This is a genomic window from Variovorax sp. P2_H12, from assembly GCF_056403395.1.
Genome location: NZ_JBFUFO010000038.1, coordinates 88,366 through 109,388 on the forward strand (window position 1 = coordinate 88,366; position 21,023 = coordinate 109,388).

Here is a 21,023-nt window from a genome sequence, read left to right on the forward strand (position 1 = left end):
GGTTCAGACCCGCGTGACGTTGACTTTGCCGAACAGCCCCGACGGCCGGATCACCAGCACGCCGACGATCAGCACCAGCGCCACCGTCAGCTTGAGCTCGGTGCCCAGCACGGCGCCGACCAGGTTCTCGAGCACGCCGACGATGAAGCCGCCGAGCACCGCGCCGCCCGGGCTGTCGATGCCGCCGAGCAGGGCGGCGGCGAAGGCATACAGCAGGATGCCGGCCATCATGTTCGGCTCGAGGAACACGGCGGGCGCGACCATGATGCCGGCGATGGCGCCGATCGCCGCCGCCAGGCCCCAGCCCAGGGCCAGCATCCAGCCGACGCGGATGCCCACCAGCCGGCTCGAGTCCGGGTTCTGCGCCGCCGCGCGCATCGCCAGGCCGAGCGGCGTGTAGCGGAAGAACACGAACACCAGCGCCAGCACCGCCAGCGTGATGCCGATCGAACCCAGCTCGTGCGAGGACATGAAGCGATTGCCGAACAACGGCTCGGTCGGGAACGGGCTCGGGAAGGGCTTGATCGTGTAGCTGAAGATCCAGCCCGCGAGGCTGTTGAGGATCACCAGCAGGCCGATGAAGACGATCACGACCGAAAGAATCGGCGCGCTCTCGACCGGCCGCACGACGATGCGCTCGATCAGCACGCCGAGCACGAAGGCAATCGCGACCGTGACGAAGAACGCCACCCAGTAGGGCATGCCGGCCTGTATCAGGCTCCAGGCGATGTAGGTGGAGAACATCGCGAGTTCGCCCTGGGCGAAGTTCACCAGATGCGTGGCCTGGTAGATCATCACCAGCGCCAGCGCCACGCTGGCATAGATGCCGCCGGTGGCGAGTCCGGAGAGCACCTGGTGCAGCAGCAGGTTCATTTCAATATCCGAGGTAGGAGCGCCGCACCGCTTCGTCGTTGCGCACGGTTTCGGCGCTGCCCGAGACCACGACGCGGCCGGTTTCGAGCAGGTAGGCATGGTCGGCCAGCCGCAGCGCCAGCGCCGCGTTCTGCTCCACCAGCAGCATGCTCACGCGTTCCCTGGCATTGATTTCGCGCAGGATCTCGAACAGCTCCTGCACGATGCGCGGCGCCAGGCCGAACGAGGGCTCGTCCAGCAGCAGCAGCCGGGGCCGCAGCATCAGGGCGCGCGAGACGGCGAGCATCTGCTGCTCGCCGCCCGAGAGGGTGCCGGCCTGCTGGAGGCGGCGCTCCTTGAGCCGCGGGAAGTGGTTGTAGATGCGTTCGAAATCGGCCGCCACCTCGGCCTTGTCGCGGCGTGTGTAGGCGCCCAGGCGCAGGTTCTCCTCGACGCTCAGCGCGACGAAGGTGCCGCGCCCGTCGGGCACGTGGGCCACGCCCAGGCGCACGATGGACTCGGTCGCGCGGCCTTCGATGCGGTGGCCGGCGAAGTGGATCTCGCCTTCGGTCTTGACCATGCCGCAGACCGCGCGCAAGGTGGTCGTCTTGCCGGCGCCGTTGGCGCCGAGGATGGTCGTGATGCCGCCCTCCTCGACGTCGAAGTCGATGCCGTGCAGCACCTGGCTCGCGCCGTACTGCGCGCGCAGTCCATGGACTTCGAGCAGGCGGGCCATCAACCGGCGTCCCCCAGGTAGGCGCGGATCACCTCGGCGTTGGCCTGCACCTCGGCCGGCGAACCGTCGGCGATGATGCGGCCGAAATCGAGCGCCACCACCTTGTCGGACACCCGCATCACGAGGTTCATGTGGTGCTCCACCAGCAGCATCGTGAGCTGGAGCCGCGCGCGCACCTCGCGCAGCAACGCCATCAGCCTGCCGACCTCCTCGTGGTTCAGGCCGCCGGCCGGCTCGTCGAGCAGCAGCAGCTTGGGCTGGCTCGCCAGCGCCCGGGCCAGCTCGACGCGCTTCTGGGTGCCGAAGGGCAGGTCCATCACGCGCGTGCCGGCCACGGCGCCCAGATCGAGCATGCCGACCAGCTGGTCGGCATGGGCTTCGAGCACCTGTTCCTCGCGCCGCACCCCCGGCAGCCGCAAGGCGTTGGCGAAGAAGCCGCTGCGGGTGCGGCAGTGGCCGCCCAGCAGGATGTTCTGCCGCACGGTCATGGTCCGGAACAGCGCGAGGTTCTGGAAGGTGCGGCCGATGCCCATCGCCGCGATGCCGTGCGCCGGCGTCTCGACCAGCGAGCGGCCCTCGAACGAGATGCTGCCCTCGCTGAAGGCGTAGAGCCGCGACAGGCAGTTGAAGAGCGTGGTCTTGCCGGCGCCGTTCGGGCCGATCAGGCCGACGATGTGGCCCTCCGGCACTGAGAACGACACCTTGTCGAGCGCCGTAATGCCACCGAAACGCACGGTGACACCTTCGACGCGCAACAGATCGGCACGGTGGGCAGGCGAGGCGATGGCCGACTCCTTGCACGGTGGGGCCGCGGCCGACCTCGGCGCAGCCTGCACCCGGACTTGTGTCTGGATGCCACTGGATACAAAAGATACCGGCGTTTGAAGGATCGGAAAGCCCGGCTTTACCCTTGCCCGTGCGCAGGCGCCGCCCGCGGCTGCGCCATCGCGGGGGTCGCGACGGCGCGGGACCGGGTCGGAGGTCGGATCAGGTGCGGCGCTCAGCCGACCTGCGGTTCCGACGGCGATTCGCCCTGCGGGACGATTTCCTGTTGCTGGTCTTGCTGAACTGCCGACGCCTGCTTGCCGAAGGTGCCGCGTGCGACGCCCCGCACGAGATGGCGCGGCGCATGGTGAGTCTTCTTCAGCAGGGCCAGGGCCTCGCTGCGTGCGGGCTCGGAGGCCGGCAGGAACTTTTGCAATGAACTCATCGTGGTTGCCCCAATGAACGCCAGGCATATGAAAGCGGCCTCTGGCTTGGCCGAGGGCCGGATTATGGGCGCCCGGCAGCCCGCAGTCACAGGGCGCCCACGGCGGCGGTAATGTTGCTGGCGGCGCGCGGTTACACCCTGCCGCATCACCGACTCTGGGTCAGCGGCGCGCCAGCGCGTGGCCCTGAGCACTTTTGATCAGGTCATCCCTTGAAGTTTCGCAAGCGGATCCCAGTTTCCATTCCGGAAGCGCTGGAGACGCCTCCAGCGCTCACCTCAACCCTGAATGGAGGTATGCGCCATGTATCGATCCCTGTTTCCACGCGACATGTTCGCGGAGATGGATCGCCTGCAGCGCGAGATGCAGCAGGCCTTCGACCTCTCTCCCACCATCCGCGGCTTCGGCCGCAGCGCTTTCCCTGCCCTCAACGTCGGCGGCACGGCCAAGACGGTCGAAATCTATGTCCTGGCGCCGGGCGTCGATCCCGCGACGCTCGAGATCAGCCTCGACCGAGGCATCCTCAGCATCGCCGGCGAGCGCCAGAGTGCGGCGCCGCAACCCGGCGGCAAGGAGACGCTGCACATCAACGAGCGTTTCGAGGGCACCTTCCGCCGGGTGCTGAGCCTGCCCGACGACGTCGACCCCGAGGCGGTCGAAGCCAAGGCGCGGGACGGCGTGGTCCACATCACCGTCCAGCGCCGCGCCTCCGCCTTGCCGCGACGCATCGCCATCCAATGATCGGGAGAACAGCCATGAACGACATCCAGAAGAGAGACAAGTCCTCCGACGTGGTCGCGCGCAAGGACGAGCGGAGCTACGGCGAGGCCGCCCTGACGCCCCCCGTGGACGTGATCGAGGACAGCGCCGGCATCACGCTGTACGCCGACCTGCCCGGCGTGCCGCGCGACAAGCTGCACCTGAACGTCGAATCCGATTCGCTGACGATCGAAGGGGAGATCGACATGGCGGTGCCCGACGGGCTGCAGTCCAGCCACACCGAAGTCGGCCTCGGCCGCTTTCATCGGGTCTTCACGCTGAGCAAGGAACTCGACACCGAGAAGATCTCGGCGGAGCTGGTGCAGGGCGTGCTCAAGCTGCGGATTCCAAAGATGGAACACGCTCAACCGCGACGCATCAATGTCGACGTGAGCTGAGCGCCCCGGCCGCGACGAGTCGAAGGACAGGTCGTGGCCACGCAAGAAAGCGCGCCAAAAAAAATGGCCTAGAAGAGGTAAATCTTCTAGGCCATTCGAGAGAGTGGTGCGGCTGGCAGGAATTGAACCCACGACCCCTTGGTTCGTAGCCAAGTACTCTATCCAACTGAGCTACAGCCGCACAGCTTGCGATTATAGCATCCATTTTTGCGATCTGTCCACGCATCGGTTTTTGTTTAGCAAAAGACCGAGCGCGGGAGCAGACCTGAACTTCAATGAATGCCTGGTAGGCCGTCCTGGGCTTGAACCAGGGACCAACGGATTATGAGTCCGCTGCTCTAACCAACTGAGCTAACGGCCCACGCGCCCCGGATTCTAGTGGGCCGCGACGCCCTGCCCTACTTGCGGTGGCTCAGCGCGTTGGTGACCAGCTTCGAGGTGATGTCGACAATCTGGATCATGCGCTCATACGGCATCCGCGTGGGACCGATGACGCCCAGCGTGCCGACCACCTGTCCGTCGACCTCGTAGTTCGCGCTGACGATCGACAGGTCGTCGAACGGCACCACCTGGCTTTCGCCGCCGATGAAGATGCGCACGCCCTCCGCCTGGCTCGAGACATCCAGCAGGCGCATCAGCTGGGTCTTGTGCTCGAACAGCTCGAAGGCGCGCCGCAGGTGGCTCATGTCGCTGGAGAAGTCGGTCACCGCCAGCAGGTTGCGCTCGCCCGCGATCACGACTTCGTCCTGCGCCTCGGTCATGACCTCGGAGCTGACCTGCACGGCGGCCTGCATCAGCGCCGCGATCTCGCCGCGCAATTGCTCGACCTCGGACTGAAGGCGGTCGCGCACCTGCTCGATCGTCAAGCCGGCAAAGTGGGCATTGATGTAGTTCGACGCCTCGACCAGCTGCGACTGCGAGTAGTCGACCTCGGGGAAGATCACCCGGTTCTGAACGTCGCCGTCGGGCGCGACGATGATCACCAGCAGCCGGCGGTCGGCCAGCCGCAGGAACTCGATCTGCCGGAACACCGAGGCACGCCGCGGCGCCATCACCACGCCGACGAACTGCGACATGCTCGACAGCAAGTGGGCGGCGTTCGTGATCACCTTCTGCGGCTGGTCGGGTGCCAGGCTCGGCGCCGAGGCCGAGGTGAACTGCTCGTGCTGCGCGGTCAGCATGGTGTCGACGAACAGCCGATAGCCGCGGGCGGTCGGAATGCGACCCGCAGAAGTGTGGGGGCTTGCGATCAGCCCGAGCACCTCGAGGTCGGACATCACGTTGCGGATGGTCGCCGGCGACAGGTCCAGCCCCGGCGCACGGGAAAGCGTGCGCGATCCCACGGGCTGCCCGTCGGCGATGTAGCGCTCGACGAGAGTCTTCAGCAGCAACTTGGCACGGTCGTCCAGCATCGAATGATTTTAATGTTGTAATTTGTGAATGAGCTCCCGCTTTCGGCATGTCGCACTGATCGGTAAATACCAGGCCTCCGGCGCCCGGGCGCAATGCGGCGCGCAGGACGACATCATGGAAGGCATCGGCGCCTTCCTCGAATCGCAGGGCTGCAAGGTGTTCGTCGAGAAGTCGCAATCCGACGCCGTCGAAACCGGCCCCTATCCCGCGCTGACGGTGGAAGAAATCGGCCAGCAGTGCGAGCTCGGCCTGGTGGTCGGCGGCGACGGCACCATGCTCGGCATCGGTCGCCAGCTCGCGCCGCACGACGTGCCGCTGATCGGCATCAACCGCGGCCGGCTCGGCTTCATCACCGACATCTCGCTCGACAACTACCAGGCCACGCTGATCCCGATGCTGGCCGGCGACTACGAGGAAGACCTGCGCACGCTGATGAAGGCGCGGGTGATGCGCGGCGACGAATCGGTGTTCGACACCCTCGCAATGAACGACGTGGTGGTCAACCGCGGCGCCACCTCGGGCATGGTCGAGCTGCGGGTCACCGTGGGCGCCCATTTCGTCGCCAACCAGCGCGCCGACGGCATGATCATCGCGACCCCCACCGGATCGACCGCCTATGCGCTGTCGGCCGGCGGGCCGCTGCTGCATCCCGCGGTGCGGGGCTGGGTGCTGGTGCCGATCGCGCCGCACACGCTGTCGAACCGGCCGCTGCTGCTGCCGGACGCGGACGAGGTCACGATCGAACTGGTCGGCGGGCGCGACGCCAGCGCCAATTTCGACATGCAATCGCTGGCCACGCTGGCCATCGGCGACAAGGTGATGGTGCGCCGCTCCGACTACCGGGTGCGCTTCCTGCATCCCAAGGGCTGGAGCTACTTCGACACCTTGCGCCGCAAACTGCACTGGAACGAAGGGGGATCTTGAGATGGCGTTGAGGCGCATTGCGCTGCGGGATTTCGTGATCGTGCGAGCGCTCGAGCTCGATCTGGCCGGCGGCTTCACGGTGCTCACCGGCGAGACCGGTGCCGGCAAGTCCATCCTGATCGACGCGCTGCAGCTGGCGCTCGGCAACCGGGCCGATGCCGGCGCGGTGCGCGAAGGCGCCGAGCGGCTGGACGTGAGCGTCGAGTTCGACACCGACCCGGGCCTGGCCGACTGGCTGGAGGAAGGCGGCTTCGAGGGCGGTGATGTCCTGCTGCTGCGCCGCACGGTCGACCTCCAGGGCCGCAGCCGCGGCTGGATCAACGGCAGCCCGGCCACCGCCACCCAGTTGCGCGAGCTCGGCGACCGCCTGCTCGACATCCACGGGCAGCACGCCTGGCAAAGCCTGACGCGGCCGGACGCCGTGCGCGGCCTGCTCGACGCCTATGCCGGCGTCGACACCGGCGCGCTCGAGACGGCCTGGCAAGGCTGGCGCCAGGCGATCGCCGCGCTCGAGAATGCCCGCTCGGCCCAGGATTCGCTGCAGCGCGAACGGGAGCGCCTCCAATGGCAGGTGGCCGAGGTCGCCAAGCTGGCGCCGGGCGAGGACGAGTGGGAAGAACTCACCGCCAGCCACAGCCGCATCTCCAACGCCCAGGCACTGATCGATGCTGCCGAGGGCGCCAGCAGCGCGCTCGAGGACGACGACAGCGGCGCCCTGGCGGCGCTGGCCCGCGCCCTCGCGCTGCTGCAGAACTGCGAGCACATCGAGCCGGAATTCAAGGCGTTGGGCGAGGTGCTCGCTTCCAGCGTTGCTCAGGCGTCGGACGCCGCGCATTCGCTGCACAGCTACCTGCGCCAGGCCGACACCGACCCCGAGCGGCTGGCCGAGTTGGACGAACGCATGGGCCTGTGGATGTCGCTCGCCCGCCGCTACCGGCGCACACCGGCCGAGCTGCCGGCGCTGTTCACCGGCTGGCAGGCCGAGCTGAAGGCGCTCGATGCCCAGAGCGATCTCGAGGCGCTCGAACGCGCCGAGCAATCGGCGCAGCAGATCTACCTGAAAGAGGCCAAGGCGCTCGCCAAGGCCCGCAAGCAGGCCGCGCCCAAGCTCGCGCAGGCGGTCACGCAGGCCATGCAGGAACTCGGCATGAAGGGCGGCCGCTTCGAGGTCGCGCTGCAGCCCTTCGCACAACCGAGCCGTTCGGGCCTCGAAGACATCGCCTTCCTGGTCAGCGGACATGCCGGCAGCACGCCGCGCTCGATCGGCAAGGTGGCCTCCGGCGGCGAACTGTCGCGCATCGCCCTGGCCATCGCGGTGACGACCAGCGAACTCGGCGCCGCCCAGACCCTGATCTTCGACGAGGTCGATGCCGGCGTCGGCGGCGCCGTGGCCGAAACCGTCGGCCGGCTCATGAAACAGCTCGGCCGCGACCGCCAGGTGCTGGCCGTGACCCACCTGCCGCAGGTGGCGGCCTGCGCCGACCACCACCTCGTGGTCGCCAAGCGCCAGACCGCCGCCAAGGGCCAGGACGCCGCGCGCACCGAGAGCAGCGTCGCGGCAATCGACGACGAAGGCCGGGCGCAAGAAATCGCCCGCATGCTGGGCGGCGAACGCGTGTCCCGCACTTCGCTGGCGCATGCGCGCGAGATGCTGGGGCAGAAGGCGACGGCGGCGGCGTCATGAGCCTTGAACTCGTACTGATCACCGGCATGTCGGGCTCCGGCAAGTCCGTCGCCCTGCACGCGCTCGAAGACGCCGGCTACTACTGCGTCGACAACCTGCCGCCCGAGCTGCTCTCGCCTTTCATCGCGCTGCAGCAGCAACAGCAGGCGGCCAAGGTCGCGATCGCGATGGACGTGCGAAGCGGCGTCTCTCTGCCGCTGGTGCCGCACCAGCTCGAAGGCCTGCGGCAGCAGGGCGTGTCGTTGCGCTCGCTGTTCCTCGACGCCACCACCGATGCGCTGGTGCGCCGCTATTCCGAGACCCGGCGCCGGCACCCGCTGTCGCGCCAGGAAGGCCGCACCGATGCGCCAGAGCAGCAGCGCGTCCTGATCCAGGCGATCGAACTCGAGCGCGAACTGCTGGCGGACCTGCGCGACGGCGCCGACGTCGTCGACACCAGCATCATTCGCCCGGCCCAGCTGCAGAGCTACGTCAAGGCGCTGATCTCGGCCCCCGAGAGCGCGCTCACGCTGGTGTTCGAGTCCTTCGCGTTCAAGCGCGGCGTGCCGCTCGACGCCGACTTCGTGTTCGACGTCCGCATGCTGCCCAACCCGCACTACGTGCCGGCGCTGCGGGCGCTGACCGGACGCGATGCGCCCGTGATCGAGTGGCTGCGCGAGGACGAGGACGTGGCCCGGATGTACGGCGACATCGAGCAGTTCCTGGGCCGCTGGCTCGACGCCCTCGCGCGCGACCATCGCAGCTACGTCACCGTGGCCATCGGCTGCACCGGCGGCCAGCACCGCTCGGTGTTCCTGGTGGAGCAGCTGGCGCGCGGCTTCGGCGCCCGCTGGGCCGCGCTCAAGCGGCACCGGGAGCTCGACGGAATCTAGCCCTCCTGGGCGATCAGCTTGCGCACCGGTGCGGGCAGCCCCAGCGCGGTCCACTCGCCGGTGGCGAACCAGTCGCCTGCTCCGGCCGTCGGCCTTGTGCCGCGGCTGTCGACGCCAACCGGATGCAGATGCAGATCCTTGTGCGTGAGCACGTGCAGGAAGGCGGCGTCGTCGCGGGCGTTGGCGCGGTCCCGGGCGACCAGCGTTTCCAGCAGCGCGGCACGGCTCTCGAAGATCGGCAGGCAGTAGAGCCCGGCCCAGATGCCGCGCGACGGCCGCTTCTCCAGCCACACGCGCCCCTGGGCGTCCCGGGCCAGCAACATCCACAGCGACTGGGAACTGCGCCGCAGCTTGCGCGTCTTGACCGGATAGCTTTCGGGCGCGCCCTGTTCGCGTGCCGCACACAGGTCGCTGACCGGGCAGATCATGCAACTGGGCTTGCGCGGCAGGCAAACCGTGGCGCCCAGGTCCATCAGCCCCTGCGTGTAGCGGGCGATGCCGGGTCGATCCTTCGCCGGCGGCAGCAGTTCGGTGGCCTCGTTCCACAGCAGGCGCTCCTGGGCGGCGGAAGACATGTCGCCGTCGAAGGCCAGCAATCGCGTGAGCACCCGCTTCACGTTGCCGTCGAGGATCGCCACCCGCTCGCCGAAGCAGAAGGCCGCGACCGCCGCGGCGGTCGAGCGGCCGATGCCGGGCAAGGTCTGGAGCTCGGCCGCCGTGCGCGGAAATTCGCCGCCGAAGCGCGAGACCACTTCCTGCGCGCAACGATGCATGTTGCGCGCACGGCTGTAGTAGCCCAGTCCGCTCCAGAGTCCGAACACCTCGTCCTCGGTGCCTGCCGCGAGCGCCGCCACCGACGGGAAGCGCGCCAGGAAGCGCGCGAAGTAGCCCAGCACGGTCGAGACCTGCGTCTGCTGCAGCATCACTTCGGACAGCCAGACGCGGTAGGGATCCTGGGTGTTCTGCCAGGGCAATTCGCTGCGCCCGTGGCTGCCCTGCCAGGCGACGACGCGCTCAGCGAAAACCGGCACCCGCGTGTGACCCACGCCGCATGAAACCGGCGCTGTCAAGGCCAGAAACACCGCGGAACCGGCTTCGCCGGGCCGCTGGTGTTGCCCCCGGTGAGGGGGTGGGCGGCTACACGAAGTGAGCCAACCTGGGGGAGAGCCATGTCAAGCCGCACTGAGTTCGACGCGCGCCGCCGGGGCGTTCGGCGCTTCGTTGCTGGCAAGCAAGGTGGTGAGTTCGAGCAGGCGCCGGTGCAGTTCCCCGAGGCTGCCTTCCTGCGCCGCCAGTTCCGACAGGCGCTCGTCGAGATTGCCTGCCGCGCCCTGGATGCGCTCGACGGCCTCGATCCGCTTGGTGAAATTGCGCCGTCTTTCCTTGAGCTGCGCGTCGAGCTGGGCGCCCGCCCCCTTGCTCCAGCGCTCCACCTCGGTCATCGCGGCCTCGTTGACCACGCGCAGCCGGCTCGCCAGCGCGCGCACCAGCTTGTCGCAGAAGTCCGGCTGGGCCAGCTTGAGCAGGTTGCCCACGCTCAGGTAGTGGAGGTGGCTGCGTTCGATCTGGCTGAGCTGCAGCTCGAAGTCCGACAGGTCGGGCTCGGGCGGCGCCTGCAGCGTGAAGCCGTGCTCGGCATTGAGCTGGCGGAAGGTCGCATGCAGCATCGCCTGGATCTCGGCGCTGGTCGCCTGCACCTCGCGCAGGTTGTTGCGCAGCGAATCGAAAGTCTCGCCGTAGACCTTGCGCACGCTGAACTTGAGGCCGCGCCGCTTGAGGGCCGCCGCGAGCCGCGCCATGTCGGCCTTCAGCGCGGTGCTGCCGAGCACCGCATAGACCTCGCGCAGCAGCTTTCCCTGCACCGAGCGCAGCGCCAGGATGCGGGCGTTGCTGCCCTCGAACTCGGTCTGCTCCTGCTCGATGCGCGAACGCATGTGGCGAATCACCGATCCGTTCTTGCCGCGCAGGCCCTGCAATTCGAGCGCCTGCTCGGAGAGGTCGCGCTGGCGCACGTTGAGGATGCGCGCCGCCTCGGCCCTGAGCGCGACGATGCCGGCGTCGACGGCCAGGCGCAGCATGAGCTCGCGCTTGCCGAGCAGGCCCTCGCCGAGCACGGCCTCCAGCGCCGGCAGCCGGCTGGCCTGCAACAGCGGCGCGTCGCGGCGGATCTTGGCCTGCAGCCCTTTCTGCGCCGACACCGGCAGCACCTGCGGCAGCGGCACGCCGAGCAGCTCGGCGGCGCCCTTGCGCTGGCGCTGGATCTGGGCATCGACCTGGGCCGGCGTGCTCAGGATGTCCCACATGGTGTCGATCTTGTTGAGCACCACGATCCGGGTGTCGCCGAGATCGCCTTCGGTGACCAGGTGCTCGCGCCAGATGGAAAGGTCCGACCGCGTCACGCCGGTGTCCGCGCCCAGGATGAAGACCACCGCATGGGCCTGCGGAATCAGGCTCACGGTGAGCTCCGGCTCGGCGCCGATGGCGTTGAGGCCGGGCGTGTCCAGGATCACCAACCCCTGCTCCAGCAACGGATGCGGCATGTTCAGCACCGCATGGCGCCAGCGCGGAATCTCGACCCGCCCGTCCGAATCGGGCACCGGGTTGTCGTCGGGAACGTCGTCGCTCCAGAAGCCCAGCGCACGGGCTTCGGCCAGCGGCACCCAGCGGACTTCCGCGACCATGCTCATCGCCTCCGACAGCTGTTCGGCGTTCTCGACATCGATCGCGATCTCGGTCCAGCGTTCGGGCTCGTCGCGCCAGTGCGCCAGCGAATGGGCCTCGAGCCGGGTTTCGATCGGCAGCAGCCGCAGGCTCGGCGGCAACGCGGCGTCATAGCCCAGCTCGGTCGGGCACATGGTCGTGCGGCCCGCGCTGGCCGGCATGATCCGCCGGCCGTAGCCGGCAAAGAAGATCGCGTTGATCAGCTCGGACTTGCCGCGCGAGAACTCGGCCACGAAAGCCACCATGACCTTGCTGGTTCGCAACTGCGATTCCAGATCCCGCAGCCGCTCGGCCACGCTCTGGTTCAGTAGTTCGTTTTCATTCAGCCAGCGGGACAGCCACTTGAGCCGGTGCGCGAAATTGCGCCGCCAAGCGCCGTGCTTGTCGAATTGCTGATTGAATGAATCGGTCAAGGCAGGATTTGTAAAGACGACTTACAAAATATAGCATCGGCACGCGCAACGGAAGTCATTCGCCCGCGCGATTCAGTGCTTTTGGCACACAGGACAGAAATAGGTTGCGCGCTGGCCCTGCCGGATCGCCCGCACCGGTGTCGCGCAGACCCGGCACGGCTCGCCCTTGCGGCCGTAGACAGTGGCTTCGAGCTGGAAGTAGCCGCTCTGGCCGTCCACGTTCGAGAAGTCGCGCAAGGTGCTGCCGCCGCGCTCGACCGCACGCGCCAGGATGTCGCGCACCGCGGCATGCAGCCGCAACGCACGCGGCCGGCTGATCCGCGCAGCCGACAGCGTCGGCCGGATGCCGGCCAGAAAGAGCGCCTCGGAGGCATAGATGTTGCCCACGCCCACCACCACGTCGCCGGCCAGCAGCACCTGCTTGATCGGCGCCCGGCGCCGGCGCAGGCCGGCGTGGAAGGCCTCGAAATCGAAATCATCGCCGAGCGGCTCCATGCCCAGGCCGCCGAGCAGCTTGCGTGCGAGCGGAGAACCCTCGTCCTCCACGTAGACCACGGCGCCGAAGCGGCGCGGATCGTTGAGCCGCAGCGTGCCGCGGCTCGTGACCAGGTCGAAGTGATCGTGCGCACCCGGCGCGGGCAACACGGCGTCGAAGCGCAGGCTGCCCGACATGCCCAGGTGCAGCAGCAGGAGACCGGCGTCGAGGTCGACCAGCAGGTACTTGCCGCGCCGGCGCACGGCGCGCACCGTGCGCCCGACGAGTGCGCCAGGCTCGACCGCCAGCGCCCAGCGCAGGGGCTTCCCGAGGCGCACCGCATCGATGCGGGCGCCCGCGATGCGATCGGCGATTCCGCGGCGGGTGACTTCGACTTCGGGGAGTTCAGGCATGTGAGAAGGCTGACATGAAAATCACGCCGGCGTTGAAGCCCCACGCGACATGGCGCAAAAGCCTTGGATTATTATGGCTTCGATGACCTTCCTGCCTCGCCGATCCCGCCTTGCGGCGGCCGCTTTCCTGGCTCTGATCGCGCTCGCAGCGCAGGGCCAGACCGAAGCGCCTGCCGCAGCGCCCACAAGCCCCGCACCGCTCGTCGACCCTGCTGGGCAGCCCGCGGCGGCCAAGGCGACCTCGCCGGCCCAACCCTCGGCCATGTCCGCCGAGCTGTTCTACGAAGTGCTGCTGGGCGAGCTCAACGCGCGCTCCGACCCCGGCACCGCCTACGGTCTGGTGCTCGACGCGGCGCGGCGCGCGCGTGACGGCAAGCTGTTCCAGCGCGCGGTCGAGATCGCGCTGCAGGCGCGCTCGGGCGACTCCGCCCTGGCAGCAGCCCGAGCCTGGAAGGAAACGCTGCCCGACTCGAGGGAGGCTCGCCGCTTCGAACTCCAGATCCTGATCGCGATGAACCGCATCGCCGACACGGTCGAACCGCTGCGCGCGGAGATCGCCGCCACGCCGCAGGTCGAGCGGCCGTTCCTGATGGCCGTCATTGCGCGCAACTATTCGAGGGCGACGGACAAAAAGCTCGCGGCCTCGGTGGTCGAACAGGCGCTGGCCGACGAACTTGCGAGCCCCGCGACCGGCGGCGCCGCCTGGGCCACGGTCGGCCGCCTGCGCCTCGGCGCCGGCGACACGTCCGGCGCGCTCGAAGCCGCCATCAAGGGACAGCAGCTGGACCCCTCCGCGGAAGGGCCCGCCCTGGTCGCGCTGGACCTGATCGACCCCAGCCAGCCGCTGGCCGAACCGATCGTCAAGCGCTACCTCGCCGGTCCGAAGGCGCAGCCCGAGATGCGTGTCGCCTACGCCCGGGTGCTGGTCGAAGGCCGTCGTTACGCGGAAGCCTCGGCCGAACTCTCGGCCCTCACGGCGGCCCGACCCGAATTGCCCGAACCCTGGTTGCTGCTCGGCAGCCTCCAGACCCAGGCGCGCCAGGACAAGGCGGCCGAGGCCTCGATCAAGCGCTTCATCGCGCTCGCGCCCACGCTGCGCGACCCCGAAGGCCGCGAGCGCGGCTTGACCCAGGCCTACCTGCTGATGGCGCAGCTGTCGGAGCGGCGCAAGGACTTCACCGGCGCCGAAAGCTGGCTGGCCCGCATCGACAGCACCGACGACCTGATCGGCGCGCAGGCGCGGCGGGCCGCGCTGCTCGCGCGCCAGGGCAAGCTCGCGGAGGCGCGCGAACTGGTGCGCAGCCTGCCCGAACGCACCGCGGACGAGAAGAAGCAGAAGTTCCTGACCGAAGTGCAGCTGCTGCGCGATGCCAAGCAGCACCAGGCCGCGTTCGACATGCTGGCCCAGGCCAGCACGGCAGCGCCGACCGACACCGACCTGATCTACGACCAGGCCATGGTGGCCGAGAAGCTGAACCGGCTCGACGAGATGGAGCGCCTGCTGCGCCGCGTGATCGAACTCAAGCCGGACAACCAGAACGCCTACAACGCGCTCGGCTATTCGCTGGCCGATCGCAAGGTGCGGCTGGAGGAGGCCCGCACGCTGATCCAGAAGGCCGTGCAGCTGGCGCCCGACGATCCGTTCATCGCCGACAGCCTGGGATGGGTCGAGTACCGGCTGGGCAACACGGCCGAGGCGCTGCGCGTCCTCGAGGACGCCTACAAGCGACGGCCCGACCCCGAAATCGGCGCCCATCTCGGCGAGGTGCTGTGGGCCGCCGGCCAGCGCGACCGCGCGGTGGTCATCTGGAAAGAGGCGTCGCTCGCAGATGCGGACAACGAGACGCTGCAGGAAACGCTCAAGCGCCTGCACGTGAAACTTTGAACCGGCGCGGGGCGCTGCTGGCCGGCTGGGCCGGCCTGCTGCTGGCCGGCTGCGCAAGCCCCGGTGGCCCGGCCGGCGGCGGCCGCGCGGCCTGGAGCGGCCGCCTGTCGCTGCGCGTCGACGGCGACCCCAACCAGAGCTTCTCGGCCCTGTTCGAGCTGCGCGGCGCGCCGCAGGCCGGCGAGCTGATCCTCACGAGCCCGATCGGCAGCACCCTGGCCCAGCTCCACTGGGCGCCCGGCGAGGCGCTGCTCAGGAACGGCGGCGAGACGCGCCGCTACGACTCGGTCGATGCGCTGATCGAGGCCGCGACCGGCGCGGTGATCCCGGTCGGCGCCCTCTTCGCCTGGCTGGCCGGCCGCGACGAACAGGTGCCCGGCTGGCGGCCCGACCTGTCGCAGGTCTCCGCCGGACGCTTGCAGGCCACGCGCGAGTCGCCGCAGCCCCGTGCCGACCTGCGCATCGTGTTCGAGCGCGCATGAAGGCGATCTACGACCTCCCGGCGCCAGCCAAGCTCAATCTCTTCCTGCACATCACGGGAAGGCGTGCCGACGGCTACCACCTGCTGCAGTCCGTCTTCATGCTGATCGACTGGTGCGACACGCTGCATGTCGAAAGGCGCGACGACGGCGCGATCACGCGCGAAGACCTCACCACGGCGCTGCCGGCCGACGACCTGATCGTGCGCGCCGCCAGAGCCTTGCAATCGGCTGCGCAAACGCCGCTCGGCGCCCACATCGGCGTCGCCAAGCAGGTGCCGGCGCAGGCGGGCATGGGCGGCGGTTCTTCCGACGCCGCCACCTGCCTGCTGGCCCTGAACCGGCTCTGGGGCCTGAACCTGCCGCTCTCGACACTGGAGCAGATCGGTCTCGGACTGGGTGCCGACGTGCCCTTCTTCCTGCGTGGACGCAATGCCTGGGTCGAGGGGATCGGGGAAATCATCACCCCTGTCACCCTGCCGCCAGGGCGCTTCGCGGTGGTCAAACCGCCCGAAGGAATCGATACCCGTCAAATTTTTACTGCACCGGACCTGCAACGCGCCACACCGACTGCTATAATCTCTGGCTTTGCTGCACACAGCGAATCGCATCAAGGCCAAGTTGATGAAAACGGTAAATCCGGTTTTCTTGGTTTTGCTGGATTTGGTCGAAACGATCTGCAGCCGGTTGCCCAGCGGCTTTGCCCCGCGGTCACCGAAGCCATCGAATGGCTCGGTCGCCAAGGACTCAAGGCCCGGATGACCGGTTCGGGAAGTTCGGTGTTTGCGACAATGCCGCATGACGCGGAACTCGCCGAGGCGCCCCAGGGCTGGCAGGTTCGCAAATGCAGCAACTTGGCCGTTCATCCCCTCGTGGGCTGGGCAGCCTGAAGTTAAACTCGGATTGTTCACACGGTTCGATGAGACAGGTCAGTTCGTTCACGCGGGCTGGCAAGGTAGGTCAGTTCGCTCACGCGGATTGGTGAAGTAGATCAACCCGCTCACGCGGGCTGATGCGACATATATCGGTTGGCGACATTGGTCGTCGACCCGTGTAGGGGAGTCGCCAAGCTGGTTAAGGCACTGGATTTTGATTCCAGCATGCAAAGGTTCGAATCCTTTCTCCCCTGCCAAATTCATTCACGAGAATTTTGGCGGCTCTCCCGAAAGAGCCACTTCGCATTGCCGGGACGCACTCATGCAGGCTCAACACCCTGATTTCATGGTTTTCACCGGCAACGCCAATCCGGGCCTTGCCGCCGAGATCTCGCACAACCTGGGCACCTCGCTGGGGGCCGCCCGGGTCGGCCGCTTCTCCGACGGGGAAGTCACGGTTGAGATCAATCAGAACGTGCGTGCACGCGACGTGTTCGTGGTGCAGTCGACCTGTGCGCCGACCAACGAGAACCTGATGGAACTGCTCATCATGGTCGACGCGCTCAAGCGCGCATCGGCCGAGCGCATCAGTGCCGTGATCCCGTACTTCGGCTATGCGCGCCAGGACCGCCGTCCGCGTTCGAGCCGGGTGCCGATCTCGGCCAAGGTGGTGGCCAACCTGCTCGAGACCGTGGGCGTGGCCCGCGTGCTGACCATGGACCTGCACGCCGACCAGATCCAGGGCTTCTTCGATATCCCGGTCGACAACATCTATGCCTCGCCGGTGCTCTTGGGTGACCTGCGGCAGAAGAACTACGAAGACCTGATCGTGGTCTCGCCCGACGTCGGCGGCGTGGTCCGCGCCCGGGCGCTGGCCAAGCAGCTCAATTGCGACCTCGCGATCATCGACAAGCGCCGTCCGCGCGCCAACGTGAGCGAGGTCATGCATGTGATCGGCGAGATCGACGGCCGCAACTGCGTGATCATGGACGACATGATCGACACCGCCGGCACGCTCGTGAAGGCCGCCGAGGTGCTGAAGGAGCGCGGTGCCAAGAAGGTGTATGCGTATTGCACGCACCCGATCTTCTCGGGTCCCGCCATCGAGCGCATCGCCCAGGGCTCGGCGCTCGACGAAGTGGTCGTGACGAACACCATCCCGCTGTCCGACGCTGCGTTGGGCTGCACCAAGATCCGCCAACTGTCCGTGGCGCCGCTGATCGCCGAGACGATCCAGCGCATCGCCAAGGGCGAGTCGGTGATGAGTTTGTTCTCGGACCAGGAAAATCTCTTTTGAGATTTGGACAAAGCCTCTTCTGAGGTTTTGACGAACCTGTTCCGAGAAAAAAGCCGGGCTTCCCGCAGCGGAAGCCCTTTTTGAAACCGGAGTCGCACTGGTCGCGGTCGACTTCCACAGGAGTTAACTATGAAATTCGTCGCTTTTGAGCGCGCCAAGCAGGGCACGGGTGCGAGCCGCCGTCTCCGCATCACGGGCAAGACGCCCGGCATCGTCTACGGTGGCGAAAGCAAGCCCCAGCTGATCGAAATCGATCACAACGCGCTGTGGCATGCCCTCAAGAAGGAAGCCTTTCACGCCTCGATCCTCGAGATGGAACTCGCCGGCACCACCACCAAGGTGCTGCTGCGCGACGTGCAATACCACCCGTTCCGCCAGCTGGTGCAGCACATCGACTTCCAGCGCGTCGATGCCCGCACCCGCATGACGGTCAAGGTGCCGCTGCACTTCAAGGGTGAGGAAGAGTCGACCGCCGTCAAGCTCGACCACAACCTCGTGAACCACGTGATGAACGAACTCGAAGTCAGCTGCCTGCCGGCCGACCTGCCCGAGTTCATCGAAGTCGACCTCTCCGGCCTGACCAAGAACGCCACTGTCCACGTCAACGACATCAAGCTGCCCAAGGGCGTGAAGTTCGTGAGCCACGGCAAGATCAACCCGGTGGTGGTTTCCGCCGTGCCGCCGCTGGTCGCTGAAGAGCCCGCCGCCGGCACCGAAGGTGCCGAAGGCGCCGCAGCCGCACCCGCCGCCAAGGCCGACGCCAAGGCGCCCGCGAAGAAGAAGTAATTCTTCCCGCGCTCGCGCTTCGACGGCCCGCCCAGTGCGGGCCGTTTTCGTTTCCCGGGCGCAAGTCACAATCCGTTTTTATGATCAAGCTGTTTGTCGGCCTCGGTAACCCCGGCCCTGAATACGAAGCCACGCGCCATAACGCCGGCTTCTGGTGGATCGATGCGCTCGCCCGCGACCTCAAGCTCACGCTGTCCCCCGAGCGCAGCTACCACGGGCTGGTGGCGCGCACGCAGGTCGGCGGCAAGCCGCTCTGGCTGCTCGAGCCGCAGACCTTCATGAATCTCTCGGGCAAGTCGACAGCGGCGCTGGCGCGCTTCTTCAAGATCGAGCCGAACGAGATCCTGGTCGCCCACGACGAGCTCGATGTGGTCCCGGGACAGGCCAAGCTGAAGTTCGGCGGTAGCCACGCCGGCCACAACGGCCTGCGCGACATCCACGCCCAACTCGGCACCGGCGACTATTGGCGGCTGCGGCTCGGCATCGGCCACCCGGGCGTGAAGTCCGAGGTCGTGAACTGGGTGCTGAAGAAGCCGCTGAAGGAACAACGCGAGGCCATCGAGGACGCAATCGTGCGCACGCTGCACGCCTTCCCGGCGCTGGTGGCCGGCGAAATGGACAAGGCGACCCTGCTCATTCACACGAGCAAGCCGCCGCGCCCCAAACCACCGCGGCGCGAGCCCGGCGACGGGGGTGCACCCGCCGCGGGCTAGCGGAAGCGAGAGAGAGAGAGAAGAAGGAAAGGGAGACAAGAAAAATGAGACTGTCACATGCACGGATCGCGACCCGGGGCAGCTTGCTGCTGGCGGGCGCCTGCCTCCAATGGGGCGCCATCGCGGCGGAGGGCGGAACCTCCGTCTGGCGCTGCGGCAACACCTACACGGACCAGCCCTGCAAGGCGGGCCAGGCCCTCGAACTCGACGACGCACGCAGCGCGGTGCAGAAACACGACGCCGACCGGGCGACGCGCGAAGCCCGCGCCGAGGCGATGCGCATGGAGCGGGACCGGCTGCGCCTCGAAGCGACGCAAGGGCCCGGGCAAGCCGCCCTGATCGACAACGCGCCACGCCCGCGGGACGCCGCGCCGAATCCCGGCGAAAGCGCGATGAAAAAAGGCAAGGCCAGGAAAGACCCGCAGTACGTGGGCGCCCGGAAGCAGCCGGTACCGGGCAAGAAGAAGCGCTCCAACTCAAGCGCCGCGAACGACGCGGACAGCTAGGGTGCCGAGGCGGCAGCCGGGCCCGCCTGCGCCGCCGCGGCCTTGGCCGCCTTCGCTGCGGCGAGACGCTCGAACTTCTGCCACAGGGTCTCGCGCGTCTCGACGTGCTCCGGATGCGTCGGGATGCAGGCAACCGGGCACACCTGCACGCACTGCGGTTCGTCGAAGTGGCCCACGCATTCGGTGCACTTGTGCGGGTCGATCTCGTAGATCTCCACGCCCATGTAGATCGCGTCGTTGGGGCACTCCGGCTCGCAGACATCGCAATTGATGCATTCGTCGGTGATCATCAGGGCCATTCAACGATTATCGATCGACTCGGGCATGGACGTTGCGTGTCGGGTTATGCTGCGCCCCGCCCTATGAGTCTGTTTCTTTTCAAGCGTTTCCTGACCTTGATCGCCACCCTGATCGGTGCGTCGGTCATCGTCTTCCTGGTCCTCGAGATCCTGCCCGGCAACGCCGCGCAGATGCTCATGGGGCCGGACGCCTCGCCCGACGCGGTGGCCGCGCTGGCCGCCAAGCTCGGGCTCGACCAGCCGGCCTGGACGCGCTACTGGCACTGGATCGCCGGCCTGCTGACCGGCGAACTGGGCGACAGCTATGCCTACAGTTCGCCGGTGCTTGACCTGATCCTCGAGCGCCTCGCCCTGACCGTGCCGCTGGCCCTGCTCGCGATGGCCTTCACGACCGTGCTGGCGCTGGTGGTCGGCGTGACCGCGGCGGCCCGCCACAACAAGCTCGGCGACGTCGGGCTGATGGGCCTGACGCAGGTCGGCATCGCGATCCCCAACTTCTGGTTCGCGATCCTGCTGATCCTGGTGTTCTCGGTCCAGCTGCAATGGTTCTCGGCCGGCGGCTTCGAGGGCTGGGGCGAAGGCATCCTGCCCGGGCTCAAGGCGCTGCTGCTGCCGGCGCTGTCGCTGGCGGTGGTGCAGGCCGCGATCCTGGCGCGCATCACGCGTTCGGCGGTGCTCGAGGTGATGCGCGAGGACTTCGTGCGCACCGCGCGCGCCAAGGGCGTGTCGCAGCGCGCCGTGCTCTGGCGCCACGTGCTGCGCAATGCGCTGATCCCGGTGATCACGGTGATGGGCATGCAGTTCTCCGAGCTGCTCGCGGGCACCATCGTGGTCGAGAACGTGTTCTACCTGCCCGGCCTGGGCCGGCTGATCTTCCAGGCCATCAGCAACCGCGACCTGATCGTGGTGCGCAACTGCGTGATGCTGCTGGCCGCGATGGTCGTCATCGTCAATTTCGTGGTCGACGTGCTCTATGCCGTGATCGACCCGCGCATCAAGGCATCCGACATATGAGCGCAGCGCCGGGCCGCCCCCAAGCAAGCTCGCGCCCCCTCGGGGGCAGCGAGGACACGAAGTGCCGAGCGTGAGGGCTGAAATGAATACCGCTCCCGCCACCGTACCCAGCGCGGCCGCCTTCAAGGTGCCCGGCTTCTGGCGCCGCGCGCTGCAGCACCGCAGCTTCACGATCGGCGCCGTCCTGAGCCTGCTGCTGATCCTGGCCGCGTCCGTCTCGCTGGTCTGGACGCCCTGGTCGCCCTACGAGATGGACATGGCCAACAAGATGCAGGCGCCCTCGGCCAGGCACTGGCTGGGC

At 67.8% G+C, this 21,023-nt stretch carries 22 protein-coding genes, 3 tRNA genes and 1 pseudogene; 15 read left to right on the forward strand and 11 right to left on the reverse strand.

Going from position 1 to position 21,023, the window contains the following annotated elements; genetic code table 11:
* Positions 1-3 precede the first annotated feature (3 nt).
* From AC1DYK_RS26910 to AC1DYK_RS26925, 4 genes are all read right to left on the reverse strand, one after another.
* Positions 4-873 (reverse strand): branched-chain amino acid ABC transporter permease, encoded by an 870-nt coding sequence (locus AC1DYK_RS26910; protein ID WP_478169081.1) that lies wholly within the window; start codon positions 871-873, stop codon positions 4-6.
* A gap of 1 nt (position 874) precedes the next feature.
* On the reverse strand, positions 875-1,588 hold the full coding sequence (locus AC1DYK_RS26915) for an ABC transporter ATP-binding protein (protein ID WP_478169082.1): 714 nt from the start codon (positions 1,586-1,588) through the stop codon (positions 875-877).
* Positions 1,588-2,322 (reverse strand): ABC transporter ATP-binding protein, encoded by a 735-nt coding sequence (locus tag AC1DYK_RS26920; protein WP_478169083.1) that lies wholly within the window; start codon positions 2,320-2,322, stop codon positions 1,588-1,590. The genes AC1DYK_RS26915 and AC1DYK_RS26920 overlap by 1 nt, the downstream gene beginning before the upstream one ends.
* Positions 2,323-2,588: 266 nt before the next feature.
* Positions 2,589-2,798: a hypothetical protein gene (locus AC1DYK_RS26925; protein ID WP_478169084.1), complete on the reverse strand. Its 210-nt coding sequence runs from the start codon at positions 2,796-2,798 to the stop codon at positions 2,589-2,591.
* A gap of 301 nt (positions 2,799-3,099) precedes the next feature.
* Between AC1DYK_RS26925 and AC1DYK_RS26930 the strand changes: the two genes are divergently transcribed.
* Both AC1DYK_RS26930 and AC1DYK_RS26935 read left to right on the forward strand, forming a co-directional pair.
* On the forward strand, positions 3,100-3,537 hold the full coding sequence (locus AC1DYK_RS26930; protein WP_478169085.1) for an Hsp20/alpha crystallin family protein: 438 nt from the start codon (positions 3,100-3,102) through the stop codon (positions 3,535-3,537).
* 14 nt (positions 3,538-3,551) lie between these two features.
* Complete coding sequence (locus AC1DYK_RS26935) at positions 3,552-3,953, forward strand: Hsp20/alpha crystallin family protein (RefSeq protein WP_478169086.1); 402 nt, start codon at positions 3,552-3,554, stop codon at positions 3,951-3,953.
* Between the two features lie 104 nt (positions 3,954-4,057).
* Here AC1DYK_RS26935 and AC1DYK_RS26940 read toward each other — a convergent pair.
* The 3 genes from AC1DYK_RS26940 to hrcA form a co-directional block, all read right to left on the reverse strand.
* Positions 4,058-4,134: transfer RNA gene (locus AC1DYK_RS26940), tRNA-Arg, on the reverse strand.
* Between the two features lie 103 nt (positions 4,135-4,237).
* Positions 4,238-4,314 (reverse strand) — tRNA-Ile (locus AC1DYK_RS26945).
* Positions 4,315-4,351: 37 nt separating this feature from the next.
* Positions 4,352-5,365 carry a heat-inducible transcriptional repressor HrcA gene (gene hrcA, locus AC1DYK_RS26950; protein ID WP_478169087.1) on the reverse strand — a complete coding sequence of 338 codons (1,014 nt, stop codon included), beginning with the start codon at positions 5,363-5,365 and terminating at the stop codon, positions 4,352-4,354.
* Between the two features lie 28 nt (positions 5,366-5,393).
* On the opposite strand from hrcA, the gene AC1DYK_RS26955 reads away from it, so the two are divergent.
* The 3 genes from AC1DYK_RS26955 to rapZ are packed head-to-tail and all read left to right on the forward strand — an operon-like array spanning position 5,394 to position 8,846.
* On the forward strand, positions 5,394-6,290 hold the full coding sequence (locus AC1DYK_RS26955; RefSeq protein ID WP_478089372.1) for an NAD kinase: 897 nt from the start codon (positions 5,394-5,396) through the stop codon (positions 6,288-6,290).
* A 1-nt stretch (position 6,291) separates the two neighbouring features.
* Positions 6,292-7,974 (forward strand): DNA repair protein RecN, encoded by a 1,683-nt coding sequence (recN, locus tag AC1DYK_RS26960; RefSeq protein ID WP_478169088.1) that lies wholly within the window; start codon positions 6,292-6,294, stop codon positions 7,972-7,974.
* On the forward strand, positions 7,971-8,846 hold the full coding sequence (gene rapZ / locus AC1DYK_RS26965) for an RNase adapter RapZ (protein WP_478169089.1): 876 nt from the start codon (positions 7,971-7,973) through the stop codon (positions 8,844-8,846). Before recN ends, rapZ begins: the two co-directional genes overlap by 4 nt.
* Here the strand turns inward: rapZ and mutY are convergent.
* The 3 genes from mutY to mutM form a co-directional block, all read right to left on the reverse strand.
* Complete coding sequence (mutY, locus tag AC1DYK_RS26970) at positions 8,843-9,877, reverse strand: A/G-specific adenine glycosylase (RefSeq protein ID WP_478169090.1); 1,035 nt, start codon at positions 9,875-9,877, stop codon at positions 8,843-8,845. The two genes, rapZ and mutY, sit on opposite strands and share 4 nt — an antisense overlap.
* Positions 9,878-10,018: 141 nt before the next feature.
* The gene (locus AC1DYK_RS26975; protein ID WP_478169091.1) at positions 10,019-11,980 is read right to left on the reverse strand and encodes a dynamin family protein; all 1,962 of its coding nucleotides are present in this window, start codon (positions 11,978-11,980) and stop codon (positions 10,019-10,021) included.
* 72 nt (positions 11,981-12,052) lie between these two features.
* The gene (gene mutM / locus AC1DYK_RS26980; RefSeq protein WP_478169092.1) at positions 12,053-12,868 is read right to left on the reverse strand and encodes a bifunctional DNA-formamidopyrimidine glycosylase/DNA-(apurinic or apyrimidinic site) lyase; all 816 of its coding nucleotides are present in this window, start codon (positions 12,866-12,868) and stop codon (positions 12,053-12,055) included.
* 82 nt (positions 12,869-12,950) lie between these two features.
* Between mutM and AC1DYK_RS26985 the strand changes: the two genes are divergently transcribed.
* From AC1DYK_RS26985 to AC1DYK_RS27020, 8 genes are all read left to right on the forward strand, one after another.
* Positions 12,951-14,753: a tetratricopeptide repeat protein gene (locus AC1DYK_RS26985; RefSeq protein ID WP_478169093.1), complete on the forward strand. Its 1,803-nt coding sequence runs from the start codon at positions 12,951-12,953 to the stop codon at positions 14,751-14,753.
* Positions 14,750-15,235 (forward strand): lipoprotein insertase outer membrane protein LolB, encoded by a 486-nt coding sequence (locus AC1DYK_RS26990; protein ID WP_478169094.1) that lies wholly within the window; start codon positions 14,750-14,752, stop codon positions 15,233-15,235. The genes AC1DYK_RS26985 and AC1DYK_RS26990 overlap by 4 nt, the downstream gene beginning before the upstream one ends.
* Positions 15,232-16,122 (forward strand): 4-(cytidine 5'-diphospho)-2-C-methyl-D-erythritol kinase, encoded by an 891-nt coding sequence (ispE, locus tag AC1DYK_RS26995; RefSeq protein ID WP_478158277.1) that lies wholly within the window; start codon positions 15,232-15,234, stop codon positions 16,120-16,122. Before AC1DYK_RS26990 ends, ispE begins: the two co-directional genes overlap by 4 nt.
* Positions 16,123-16,287: 165 nt before the next feature.
* Positions 16,288-16,364 (forward strand) — tRNA-Gln (locus tag AC1DYK_RS27000).
* A gap of 65 nt (positions 16,365-16,429) precedes the next feature.
* Entirely contained in the window at positions 16,430-17,404 is a 975-nt protein-coding gene (locus AC1DYK_RS27005; protein ID WP_286534710.1) for a ribose-phosphate pyrophosphokinase, read from the forward strand.
* A gap of 129 nt (positions 17,405-17,533) precedes the next feature.
* The gene (locus AC1DYK_RS27010) at positions 17,534-18,190 is read left to right on the forward strand and encodes a 50S ribosomal protein L25/general stress protein Ctc (RefSeq protein WP_478169095.1); all 657 of its coding nucleotides are present in this window, start codon (positions 17,534-17,536) and stop codon (positions 18,188-18,190) included.
* Positions 18,191-18,270: 80 nt separating this feature from the next.
* On the forward strand, positions 18,271-18,903 hold the full coding sequence (pth, locus tag AC1DYK_RS27015) for an aminoacyl-tRNA hydrolase (RefSeq protein ID WP_478093578.1): 633 nt from the start codon (positions 18,271-18,273) through the stop codon (positions 18,901-18,903).
* 44 nt (positions 18,904-18,947) lie between these two features.
* Positions 18,948-19,409, forward strand: coding sequence for a hypothetical protein (locus tag AC1DYK_RS27020; protein ID WP_478169096.1), 462 nt, complete (start codon positions 18,948-18,950; stop codon positions 19,407-19,409).
* On the opposite strand, the gene AC1DYK_RS27025 is transcribed toward AC1DYK_RS27020, so the two are convergent.
* Positions 19,406-19,708, reverse strand: coding sequence for a YfhL family 4Fe-4S dicluster ferredoxin (locus AC1DYK_RS27025; RefSeq protein WP_478093582.1), 303 nt, complete (start codon positions 19,706-19,708; stop codon positions 19,406-19,408). The two genes, AC1DYK_RS27020 and AC1DYK_RS27025, sit on opposite strands and share 4 nt — an antisense overlap.
* A gap of 63 nt (positions 19,709-19,771) precedes the next feature.
* On the opposite strand from AC1DYK_RS27025, the gene AC1DYK_RS27030 reads away from it, so the two are divergent.
* Complete coding sequence (locus AC1DYK_RS27030) at positions 19,772-20,722, forward strand: ABC transporter permease (RefSeq protein WP_478169097.1); 951 nt, start codon at positions 19,772-19,774, stop codon at positions 20,720-20,722.
* Positions 20,723-20,804: 82 nt separating this feature from the next.
* Positions 20,805-21,023: pseudogene (locus tag AC1DYK_RS27035) on the forward strand (ABC transporter permease); the annotation flags it as partial.